The 11,140-nt window shown below is 65.8% G+C and carries 9 protein-coding genes; all 9 read left to right on the forward strand.

The window, feature by feature from the left end; translation table 11 throughout:
• Positions 1-26: 26 nt before the first annotated feature.
• The 9 genes from flgE to ACYZGB_RS18475 all read left to right on the forward strand — a co-directional run bounded on the left by flgE (position 27) and on the right by ACYZGB_RS18475 (position 11,007).
• Positions 27-1,307, forward strand: a complete 1,281-nt coding sequence (gene flgE / locus ACYZGB_RS18435) for a flagellar hook protein FlgE (protein ID WP_462390328.1) — start codon at positions 27-29, stop codon at positions 1,305-1,307.
• A gap of 49 nt (positions 1,308-1,356) precedes the next feature.
• Positions 1,357-2,097, forward strand: coding sequence for a flagellar basal-body rod protein FlgF (flgF, locus tag ACYZGB_RS18440; protein ID WP_462390329.1), 741 nt, complete (start codon positions 1,357-1,359; stop codon positions 2,095-2,097).
• A gap of 37 nt (positions 2,098-2,134) precedes the next feature.
• Positions 2,135-2,917, forward strand: coding sequence for a flagellar basal-body rod protein FlgG (gene flgG / locus ACYZGB_RS18445; protein ID WP_462390330.1), 783 nt, complete (start codon positions 2,135-2,137; stop codon positions 2,915-2,917).
• 16 nt (positions 2,918-2,933) lie between these two features.
• Complete coding sequence (locus ACYZGB_RS18450; RefSeq protein ID WP_462390331.1) at positions 2,934-3,611, forward strand: flagellar basal body L-ring protein FlgH; 678 nt, start codon at positions 2,934-2,936, stop codon at positions 3,609-3,611.
• 379 nt (positions 3,612-3,990) lie between these two features.
• Positions 3,991-5,133, forward strand: a complete 1,143-nt coding sequence (locus ACYZGB_RS18455; protein WP_462390332.1) for a flagellar basal body P-ring protein FlgI — start codon at positions 3,991-3,993, stop codon at positions 5,131-5,133.
• A 15-nt stretch (positions 5,134-5,148) separates the two neighbouring features.
• Positions 5,149-6,075, forward strand: coding sequence for a flagellar assembly peptidoglycan hydrolase FlgJ (gene flgJ / locus ACYZGB_RS18460; RefSeq protein WP_462390333.1), 927 nt, complete (start codon positions 5,149-5,151; stop codon positions 6,073-6,075).
• A gap of 198 nt (positions 6,076-6,273) precedes the next feature.
• Positions 6,274-8,250 carry a flagellar hook-associated protein FlgK gene (flgK, locus tag ACYZGB_RS18465; RefSeq protein ID WP_462390334.1) on the forward strand — a complete coding sequence of 659 codons (1,977 nt, stop codon included), beginning with the start codon at positions 6,274-6,276 and terminating at the stop codon, positions 8,248-8,250.
• A 27-nt stretch (positions 8,251-8,277) separates the two neighbouring features.
• Positions 8,278-9,531, forward strand: a complete 1,254-nt coding sequence (gene flgL / locus ACYZGB_RS18470; protein ID WP_462390335.1) for a flagellar hook-associated protein FlgL — start codon at positions 8,278-8,280, stop codon at positions 9,529-9,531.
• 231 nt (positions 9,532-9,762) lie between these two features.
• Positions 9,763-11,007 (forward strand): HDOD domain-containing protein, encoded by a 1,245-nt coding sequence (locus tag ACYZGB_RS18475; RefSeq protein ID WP_462390336.1) that lies wholly within the window; start codon positions 9,763-9,765, stop codon positions 11,005-11,007.
• The last annotated feature ends 133 nt before the right edge of the window (positions 11,008-11,140 follow it).

Here is an 11,140-nt window from a genome sequence, read left to right on the forward strand (position 1 = left end):
TTTCCCGCCCCCATCAGGAGAACACCATGAGTTTTCAGCAAGGCCTGTCGGGCTTGAACGCCGCCAGCAAGAACCTCGACGTCATCGGGCACAACATTGCCAACTCCAACACCGTGGGGTTCAAGGCCTCGCGGGCCGAGTTTGCAGAGATGGTGGCCTCGGCCATTGGATCGGCTGGCGGCTCCAATGCCGGTATCGGCGTGGAAGTGGCTGCGGTAGCGCAGCAGTTCACCCAGGGCAACCTCACGATCACGGGCAACAGCCTGGACGTGGCCATCAACGGCAACGGTTTCTTCACGCTCACGCTGCCCGATGGCACGCCTGCCTACACCCGCTCCGGCAACTTCAAGCTGGACAAGGAAGGCAACATGATCACCAACGACAACGCCAAAGTGATGGGCTATCCGGTGGACCCGGTGACAGGCCTGCGCACAGGCACAGATCCCATCCCGATGGTGTTCCCCACCGCCGAACCCATCCCTGCCAAGCAGACCACGAAAATCACTGCAGCGTTCAACCTGGACGCACGCGCCACGAATGCGGCCGGCAATCCCACTGCCACACCGCCCATTCCACCAACACCACGCGCAACCTATGGCACGTCCATCAATGTGTTCGACAGCCAAGGCGTGGCCAAGCCGGTGAGCCTGTACTTCCAGAAAACCGCCACAGCCAACACCTGGGACGTATACGACAGGCTGGATGACCCGACAGCAGTGCCACCCGTGGTAGCAACACCCATCGGCCAGATCACGTTTGACAACAACGGCGCCATTACCGGCCCGGTGGCTGCACCGCCAGCCACGGGCTTCTCGCTGCCACTCACCGTCAATCCGACGCCCCCCAACCCCAACAACCTTCCTACCTACACGGTGGCTGTGAGCCTGGACAAAGTGACTCAGTTCGGCACCAAGTTCGCTGTTTCCAACTTGAGCCAGGACGGCTACACCTCGGGCGAACTCACCGGCATCAATATCGAGAATAACGGGATGATCATGACCCGTTACTCCAACGGGGTGACCCGCGCCGAAGGCCAGCTGGCGCTGTCGAGCTTCCGCAACACGCAGGGCCTGGCCTCGGTGGGCAGCAACAACTGGGTGGCCACGTTCGAATCCGGCCAGCCCGTGGCGGGCACCGCCACCGACGGCAACTTCGGCTCGCTGCGCTCGGGGGCGCTGGAAGACTCAAACGTGGACCTCACCGCCGAGCTGGTCAACATGATGACCGCCCAGCGCGCATACCAGGCCAACGCCCAGACCATCAAGACGCAAGACCAGGTGATGTCCACCCTGGTGAACCTGCGCTGATCATCCGCTGACCTTGCACTGACCCCACCCAGGACCCCGGAGAGCCCCCATGGACCGCATCATCTACACCGCGATGACGGGCGCAAACGCTGCCGCCCACCGGCAGGCCGTGCTGTCCAACAACCTGGCCAACGCGTCCACGGGCGGGTTCCGGGCCGAGATGTCCACCTTCCGGTCCGTGCCGCTGCAGGGCGACGGCGCCAAAACCCGCGTGTTTGCGCTGGAGGCCACTTCGGGCTACGTCAACACCCCCGGGCCCGTGCAGCGCACCGGCCGCAACCTCGATGCCATGGCCGCCGGCAACGCCTGGTTTGCCGTGCAGGGCCTGGACGGTATCGAGGCCTACACCCGCGCGGGCAGCTTCGAGGTGTCGGCGGGCGGCCAGCTGCTCACGCCCACCGGGCTGCCGGTGTTGTCCGATGGCGGGGCCCCCATCGACGTGCCCCCCGGCGCCGAGGTCTCGCTGGGCTCCGACGGCACCATCACCGCCAAGACTGCAGGCCAGCCCGCGCAGGCGATTGGCCGCCTGAAACTCGCAACCCCCACGGCCGAAGACCCGCTCAAGCGCGGCGACGACGGCCTGTTTCGCACCGCATCGGGCGACCCCATGCCCAACGACGCCAACGCCCGCATGCTGTCGGGCGCGCTGGAGGGTTCCAACGTGAACCCCGTGGAAAGCATGGTGGGAATGATTGCCGCAGCACGCCAGTTCGAGCAGCAAATGCGCCTGCTGCAGACCGCCGAGACCAATGACAAGACCGCCAGCCAGTTGCTGAGCATGAACGGCTGAGGCCGCGCCCCACGCTGCCACGCCAAAAGGAAGCACCATGATCAACTCCCTCTGGATCGCCAAGACCGGCATGTCTGCCCAGCAGACCCAGCTCGACGTCATCTCGCACAACCTGGCCAACGTCTCCACCACCGGTTACAAGCGCAACAACGCGGTGTTCGAAGACCTGATCTACCAGAACCTGCGTCAGGTGGGCGCCAACACCACCGAGCAGAACCAGCTTCCCACCGGCCTGCACCTGGGCCTGGGCGTGCGCACCGTGGCCACCAGCCGCAACTTCGTGCAGGGCAGCCTGCAGGAGTCCAAGAACAACCTGGACGTGGCCATCAACGGCAATGGTTTTCTGGAAGTGACCATGCCCGACGGCACCATCGGCTACACGCGCGACGGCTCGTTCCAGGTCGATGCCCAGGGCCGCCTGGTCAACTCCAGCGGCCTGCCCGTTGCCAACGGCATCACCGTGCCCGCCAACGCCACCAGTGTGAGCATCAGCGCAGATGGCGTGGTGTCGGCCACCGTGCCTGGCAACACGCAGCCACAACCTCTGGGCAATCTGGCGATGGCCTCATTCATCAACCCGGCGGGCCTGGAGCCCGTCGGCCAGAACCTGTTCAAGGAATCCGCCGCCTCGGGCCAGCCTCAGCAGGGCACGCCCGGCACCAACGGCCTGGGCATCCTCAAGCAGGGTTTTCTGGAAGCCTCGAACGTGAACGTGGTGGAAGAGCTGGTCACCATGATCCAGACCCAGCGCGCCTACGAGATGAACTCCAAGGCCATCCAGACCTCGGACCAGATGCTGGCCAAGCTGTCGCAGCTGTGATGGGAAGGACACCGCCATGAAGCACCTGATCGCCTCCACCGCCCTGGCCGTGCTGGCCACGGGCTGCGCCACCCTGTCGCCACCACCGCCGGTGGACATCCTGCCCACCACGCCCCCCCCCATTGCCGCCGCAACGCCGCGCACACAGCCGCCAGTCACCGGCAGCCTGTTTCAGAACGCCAGCTACCGCCCCGCGTTCGAAGACCGCCGCGCGCGCATGGTGGGCGACAACGTGACGGTGATGATTGTCGAGAACGTCACGGCCAGCCAGAAGTCGTCCTCGACGGTGGACCGTGGCTCCAAGGCATCGGCAGGTATCACCAACCTGCCATTCGTCAATTCTTCACTGGCAGACAAAACCAAGCTCGGCGCCAGCTCCGAAAACACCTTCTCGGGCAAAGGCGGCACTGAAAGCGCCAACACATTCACTGGCTCGATCACCACCACGGTGGTGGACGTGCTGCCCAATGGCCACCTGGTCGTGACCGGCGAGAAGCAGATCGGCGTGAATCAGAACGTGGACGTGCTGCGCTTCTCGGGCACCATCGACCCGCGCGTGATGCAGCCGGGCAGTGTCGTCAACTCCACCCAAGTGGCCAATGTGCGGGTCGAATCGCGAGGCCGGGGCGCCCAGAACGAGGCCCAGGCCATGGGCTGGATGAACCGATTTTTCAACACCATCACGCCGTTTTAGGGTTTCACCCCCTGAGGCGCTGCGCGCCTTCTCCCTCTCTCTACGCGCTGCGCGCTACGGGAGGGGGACGCCGCCAGCGCGGCGGGGCGGCCCGCGCCTGGGACGCGCCAGTTTCCGACGACAGGGGCGAAGGCACACCCTGGAGACACTTTGGCCGCCCATAGCCAATTGCTACATTATTAATAGCAAAATAATCTTACTGGTAGCGCGGAAACGGCCATTTTCCTTCATGTTTTTCGCAATAGAACAGCCCGAGCACCCACCCGCGCGCTGCAGGCCGCCGACCGCATTCCCCCCGCTCCGAAACCCACGCAATAAGCTGGTGAACCGGCTGCTTTTCGGGTTTTAGTTTCTGGCGGGGCCGCCCACAATCGGTGCCATGAAAGCCTTGTCCCACCTCCCCCTGCAGCGCATGGTGCGCGCGCTGTGGCTGCTGCTGGCCCTGGGGGCCGTCGGCTTTGCCGGGCCCGCACAGGCACTGCGCATCAAGGAAGTGGCGGCCGTGCAAGGCGTGCGCACCAACCAGCTGACAGGCTATGGCCTGATCGTGGGCCTGGATGGCACGGGCGACCAGACGACACAGATGCCCTACACCACGCAGGCGATGTCGAACTACCTGCAGCAGATGGGCATCAGCCTGCCGCCGGGCTCGGCGAACCAGCTGCAGCTCAAGAATGTGGCGGCGGTGATCGTCACCGCCCAGCTCCCCGCATTTGCCCAGCCCGGGCAGATGATCGATGTGAACGTGTCCTCCATGGGCAACGCCAAGTCGCTCAAGGGTGGCACGCTCATCGTCACCCCGCTTCGCGGCGCCGACGGCGAGATCTATGCACTGGCCCAGGGCAACGTGGTGGTGGGTGGCGCAGGCGCCTCTGCAGGCGGCAGCAAGGTGCAAATCAACCACCTGAGCGCAGGCCGCGTTCCGCAGGGCGCACAGGTCGAGCGCGCCGTGCCCACGCCGCTCAACGAGGGTGACACCATCAGCCTGGGCTTGAACGCATCCGACTTCCAGACCGCGCGGCGCGTGGTGCAGGCCATCAACACCAAGCTGGGCAGTGGCGTGGCCACCGCGCTGGACGGCCGCACCGTGCAGGTGCGCGCGCCCACCGACCCCGGCGCCCGCGTGGGCTTCATCGCCGACCTGGAGGAATTGCAGCTGGGCGCCATGACCCCTGCAGCCAAGGTGGTCATCAACGCCCGCACCGGCTCGGTGGTGTTGAACCAGGCCGTCACCTTGGGCCCCTGCGCCATCGCGCACGGCAACCTGTCCATCACCATCAGCAGCACGCCCGTCATCAGCCAGCCCGCGCCGTTCTCGCAAGGGCAGACCGTGGTGGAGCAGAAAAGCGAAATTCGCATCAACCAGGAGCCGGGCAACATCATCCAGGTGCCGGCCTCGCCCCAGCTGGCTGACGTGGTCAAGGCGCTCAACGCCCTGGGGGCCACGCCGGGAGACCTGCTGGCCATCCTGCAGGCCATCAAGGCCGCCGGCGCGCTCAACGCCGAACTGGAAGTGATCTGACCCGGAGGCGCAGCCATGGCCCTCACCCTGCCTTCATCCAACACCACCAGCAGCACCTCGAATGCGCTGGCGGTGGACATCCGCTCGCTCAATGCGCTCAAGTACGACGCGGGCACGGCCAACAACGCCCAGACCACCCGCGAGGTGGCCAAGCAGTTCGAGTCGCTGTTCATGCGCGAGCTGATCAAGAGCATGCGCGACGCCACGATGAAATCTGGCCTCATGGAAGGCGAGCAGGCCAACCTGGGCCAGGACATGCTCGACCAGCAGCTGTCGGTGAACATGGCGGGCCAGCAGGGCGGGCTTTCTGAAGCCATTGCACGCCAGCTTTCGCGCCAGATGGGCGGTGCAGACACCACGTTCTCGGTGCCCTCCACCCTGAGCCTGCAGTCCGCCCTGCCCCGCGCCACGGCCCCGGCGGCCAGCGGCAGCATGCCCGCCGAGGCCACACAGCAGGCCCCCAAGGGCCGCGATGGTTTTGTGCAGCACCTCTCTGGCACCGCCGAACGCGTGGCACAGGAAAGCGGCATCCCCGCCAGCTTCATGCTGGGCCAGGCGGGCCACGAAACCGGCTGGGGCAAGAGCGAGATCAAGCACAAGGATGGCTCCAACTCATTCAACCTGTTCGGCATCAAGGCCGGCAAGGGCTGGACGGGCAAGGTGGCCGAGATCACCACCACCGAATACATCAACGGCAAGGCCCAGAAGGTGATGGCGAAGTTCCGCGCCTACGACTCGTACGAGGATTCGTTCCGCGACTACGCAAAGCTCATCAAGGACAGCCCGCGCTACGAGCAGGCGGAATCTATCGCCCAGTCCGGCTCGGCCATGGCCTATGCCTCGGCGCTGCAAAAGGCGGGCTATGCCACCGACCCCGAATACGCCAAGAAGCTCAGTGGCGCCATCAACAGCGTGCTGCGTACCCAGCGCGCCCAGGCCTGACATGCCCCCCCCCCTGAGTCGCTTCGCGCCTTCCCCCTCGCTCGCTTCGCGGGAGGGGGACGCCCCCAGCGCACGCAAGCAACGCGCCGCATACGCGGCTTGGCGGCCCTTGCGCGGGGGCACTGGCTTTGGCCGTGCCAGTTTCAAGCCATGTGAGCAAAGGGTCGCGCTGTGGACTACAGAGATGCGAGGTGAGTCATGAGCCTGCTCAACGTCGGCGCCCGCGCCCTGCTGGCCAACCAGGTGGCCCTGCAGACGGCGGGCCACAACATCGCCAACGTCAACACGCCCGGCTATTCGCGCCAGACGGTGGTGCTGCAGACCGTGCAGGGCCAGTTCACGGGTGGCGGCTACATCGGCCAGGGTGTGGATGTACAGACCATTCTGCGCAACCAGAGCGAGCTGCTCACGCGCCAGTCGGCTGCAGCGGGATCAACGCAGGCCGCAGACATCGTGCGGTCCGAGCGTCTGCGCCAGCTGCAGGAGGTCTTCAGCGGCGGCACGGCCGGGCTGGGCGCGGCCATCAACGACATGATGAACGCGTTCTCGGACGTGGTGAGTTCACCCACCGACATCACGGCGCGCACGGTGGTGCTCACCCGCCTGGACGAAACCGCCGCCCGCATGCGCACGGCCGGGGAGCGCCTGAACGAGCTGCAGTACACCGTCACCCAGCAGCTGCAAAGCAGCGTCACGGCCATCAACAGCCTGGCTAAGCAGATGGCGAACATCAACGAGCAGATCGCGCGCGCCAACGGCAACGGCCAGAGCCCCAACGACCTGCTGGACCAGCGCGACCAGATCATCCGCGACATCAACCAGTATGTGCAGACCACGCAGATCCCGGCCGACGATGGCACGGTGGGCCTGTTCGTGGCGGGCAGCCAGCCGCTGGTGCTGGGCACCACGGCCTCCAGCCTGTCCATCGACGATGCCACCCAGTTCCCCGCCAGCGGCCAGATCAAGCTGTTCTTCAACCGCACCGGCGCGCCCCCGGTCGAGATGGACGAAAACGTGCTGGGCGGCGGCTCGGTCTCGGGCCTGCTGCGCTTCAACAACAACGACCTGACCGAAGGGCGCAACCTGCTCGGCCGCATGGCCATGGCCATTGGCATGACCATGAACGACCAGCAGAATCTGGGCCTGACGCTCGACGGTCTGCCGGGCAAGGATCTGTTCGCGCTGCCCACCAGCATGCCGGGCTACACCAATGGTGCGGGGGTTGGCACCGTCTCGTTCACGGGCCCCACGCAGTTCGCGGCCTCGGACTATGAGATCCGCTTCACCACCGGCACGGCAGGCCAGGTCGTGCGCCTGTCCGACGGCAAGGCCACGCCGTTCACCGATGCCGCCAACCTGGCCACGCTGCAGATCGACGGGCTCAACTTCAACCTGACCACACCCGGCAACCCGGGCGAGCGCATGCTGTTCAAGCCGTTCAGCACGGCCGCCAACAACATCCAGGCGCTGGTGTATTCGCCGCGCGACCTGGCCGTGGCCAACCCCATCAACGCGGCCATGGGTACCGCCAACAGCGGCACGATGCAACTGGGGGGGCTCAAGGCCACGGGCCTGCCCAACCCGCCCGGCCTGGTGCTTCCAGCCAATGCAAACCCTGCTGCCATCCCGCCCATCCTGGGGGGTATACAGCTGAGGTTCACCGCCGGTCCGCCCACCACCTACGATGTGCTCAACCGAGGCACGGCACCTCCCACCGTAGTAGCCGCAGCACAGCCCTACACATCCGGCGCGCCGATTTCCATCAACGGGTGGGAGATCAAGCTGCAGGGCAGCCCCAAGACCGGCGACACGGTGGTCATCGGCAATGCGCTCGACCCCCAATACGGCGACGCCTTCACCCGCAACGCGGGCAATGCCAGCGCGCTGATGGGCCTGCGCGACGTGAAGATGTTTGACGAGTCCACACTCTCCGACGGCTATGCCAGCGCGATTGCCCAGGTGGGCACACGCACGCAGAGTGCGCTGTTCGCGGCCGAAATGTCCACCACCATTGCCGCCAATCTGGAACGCGACCGCACGGCCGTGTCGGGCGTGAACCTGGACGAAGAGGCCGCCCGCCTGATCCAATACCAGCAGGCTTACCAGGCATCGTCCAAAATGATCCAGATTGCGCAGAATATCTTTGACTCGCTGCTGCAAGGCATGGGCCGCTGACCGCCGTTCAGGAGCTAGGAGTTCGACATGAGCAACAGCATCTACCGCCTTGGCACTGCCAACATGTACGACAACGCCCTGCGCAACCTGGGCGCGCGGCAGACCAACCTGTCCAACCTGCAGGAGAACCTCACCTCGGGCAAAAGGGTCGTGCGGGCCAGCGACGACCCCGTGTCGGCCGCGCAGGCCGAGCGGGCACTCAACCGCCTGGCACGCATCCAGACCGAGCAGCGTGCGCTGGAAACCCAGCGCAACGCCATCGTCCAGGGCGAGTCCTCGCTGGGCGACGCGGTGGACCTGGTCCAGAGATTCCGCGAGCTGGTGGTGAGCGCCGGCGACGCGGCCATGACCCCCAACGACCGCGTCACGGTGGCCAACCAGTTGCAGGGCCTGCGCGAGCAACTGCTGGAGGTGGCCAACCGCAAGGACACCAACGGCATTCCGCTGATGAGTGCCCTGGGCAGCGCGCTGGCGCCCTTCCTGGGCCCGCTCAGCGGCTCGCCCGACTACAGCTTCCAGGGCCTGCCCGGCCAGACCGCCAGCACTGGCGTGACCGTGCCCGGCACGCTGGATGGCGATTCGGCCTTCATGTTCGACCCCAACCGTGACGGCGTCTACACCGCCGGTGTGAGCGCCATCCCGGTAGGCCGCCAGCTCACCACCACTGCCATCACCCCGGCCAACCTGGCCCTGGTGACGGGCGACAACTACAGCATCGCCTTCAGCGCCGTGGGCCCGGGCGCCACGCCCGGCACCAGCACGGCCACCTACACCATCACCAACACCACCACCGGCGCCGTGTCCGCCCCCGTGGTGGTGCCTGACTACCCCACCGACAAGCCGGTGACCATTTCCGTCGCAGGCATTCTGGGGCTGACCTTCGACATCAAGGGCAACCCTGCCAACGGCGACACTGTGACCCTGCAGCCCAGCGCCAGCATGTTCAGCACGCTGGACAGCGCGATCAACGGCATCCGCAATGCCCCCAACAACAACGCAGCCATCCAGGTCGTGGGGCAGGCGCTGGCCAACATCGACATCGGGCTGGAACGCGTGCACAACATGCGCAGCTATGCCGGTGAGCTGCTCAACCGTGCCGACCGCATCACGGGCGACCAGGAAAAGCGCTCCATCCAGCTCGAAGGCGACCGCTCGCGCGCCGAGGATCTCGATATGATCAAGGGCATTTCGGACTTCCAGAACCAGCAGGTGGGCTACGAGGCAGCGCTCAAGTCCTATGCCCAGGTTCAGAAGTTGTCGCTGTTCAATTTCATCAGTTAAAGCGGGTCTTCCCACGCCGCGCAGCCCAGGCGGGGCGGGCCCCAACGACGAGACAACGCAGGAGAAGGTGTGAACGAATCCGCCATGCCCGCTCATCCCGCCAAAACACACCCGCTCGTCGTTGCAAATGCTCGCCATAGCCCGCGCTATGGCTGTGCTTTGCGCCTATATCGGCCGCGTTTTCGCGGCCTGCTCGGGCACGCCGGGTTCACTCACACCTTCTGAGAGCACATGGTCCAATCTGTCCTTGGCAGCCTGATTCTGGGCTACCGCCCTTTGTGGAACCGAGCCCGCAAGCTCGCGGGCATCCAGCTGTATGCGCACAACGAAGCGACGGCTGTGGTCGATGCCGGCCACCTGCTGCGCACCCTGCAAGAGCTGTGGTCTGCCAGCTCCCCGCCCCTGCTGATCTCGGCGCAGACGCGCCAGCTGCTGTGCGACCTGCTCGAACACGCGCCGCGTGGCGCACCCTGGATCGAGGTGCGCGGCGACTGGCTCTCGGACTCGGCCATCTATTCACGCGTCAAGGCCGCGCACCAGCGTGGCCTCAAGCTGGTGTGGCGCGGCGATGCCAGCAAGCTCCCGGAGCCCGAGATTGCGCGCTGTTTTGACAACAGCCTGCTGACCCTGCGCCCCGAAGATGCCGTGGCGGCCCTGCAGACAGCCCCCACGCGCCCCGGCGCCCCGGCCGCGCCTGCGCCCCGGGCCACCAGCCCCGTGCTGGCCGGGCAGATGTACGAAAACGTGGCCAGCCGCGCGCTCATGGAACACTGCCTGGACCAGGGCAACGCCATGGCCCTGGCGGGCTGGCCGTCGGAAGACGTGCTCTACAGCCTGCGCCACCATCCGCAGCAGCCGTCGCACGCCGTGATCTTCAAGCTCATGAAGGCCATCGACGCCGAGCAGTCGCTGGAGACCTTCGAAGACATCATGGGCGAAGACCCGCTGCTCGCGTACCGCTTCATGGTGTACACGAACTCGGCCGCTTTAGGCCTGCGCACCGGCATCGACTCGCTGCGCCGGGGCCTGGTGATGATGGGCTACAGCTCCATCAAGCGCTGGCTGTCCGACCAGCTGCCCCATGCCAGCACCGACCCCAACATGCTGCCCGTGCGCGCCGCCATGCTGATCCGCGCCCAGCTCACCGCCCACCTGCTGGACGCAGGCATAGAGAACGACCTGCGCCGCGAGATCTACCTGTGTGGCCTGTTCTCGCAGCTTGATGACCTGCTGGGCGAGCCCCTGGGCACCATCCTGCGCCGCCTGCCCCTGTCCGAGCGCATTTACGACGCCACGGTGCTGCGCACCGGCCCTTACACCAGCGGCCTGCAAATGGCCTGTGCACTGGAAACCGACGACGCCAGCGCGATCCGCCAGCTGTGCGAGACCTACGAGCTGGACCTGGAGGAGGTCAACCGCGCGCTGCTGCGGGTGTTGGCCGACCTGGAAGTGGAACGCCCTGCTGCCGGGCGCTGAGCACCCCTAGTCCACTGAATCATTGAAATTGGCTGCATGCACTCCATATTCGAAGGTATGCACAGGATGAACTTAACGACAGACGAGCGTGACCAATTGGAGGCATTGGTCCGCAAGCGAAGCGCCAGCGCGG

This window comes from Acidovorax sp. Q11 (assembly GCF_054950075.1).

Bases quoted from the DNA above. Each gene is read 5' to 3' on its own strand.
- flgE (WP_462390328.1), top strand. From the start codon at position 27: ATGAGTTTTCAGCAAGGCCTGTCGGGCTTGAACGCCGCCAGCAAGAAC.
- flgF (WP_462390329.1), top strand. From the start codon at position 1,357: ATGGACCGCATCATCTACACCGCGATGACGGGCGCAAACGCTGCCGCC.
- flgG (WP_462390330.1), top strand. From the start codon at position 2,135: ATGATCAACTCCCTCTGGATCGCCAAGACCGGCATGTCTGCCCAGCAG.
- ACYZGB_RS18450 (WP_462390331.1), top strand. From the start codon at position 2,934: ATGAAGCACCTGATCGCCTCCACCGCCCTGGCCGTGCTGGCCACGGGC.
- ACYZGB_RS18455 (WP_462390332.1), top strand. From the start codon at position 3,991: ATGAAAGCCTTGTCCCACCTCCCCCTGCAGCGCATGGTGCGCGCGCTG.
- flgJ (WP_462390333.1), top strand. From the start codon at position 5,149: ATGGCCCTCACCCTGCCTTCATCCAACACCACCAGCAGCACCTCGAAT.
- flgK (WP_462390334.1), top strand. From the start codon at position 6,274: ATGAGCCTGCTCAACGTCGGCGCCCGCGCCCTGCTGGCCAACCAGGTG.
- flgL (WP_462390335.1), top strand. From the start codon at position 8,278: ATGAGCAACAGCATCTACCGCCTTGGCACTGCCAACATGTACGACAAC.
- ACYZGB_RS18475 (WP_462390336.1), top strand. From the start codon at position 9,763: ATGGTCCAATCTGTCCTTGGCAGCCTGATTCTGGGCTACCGCCCTTTG.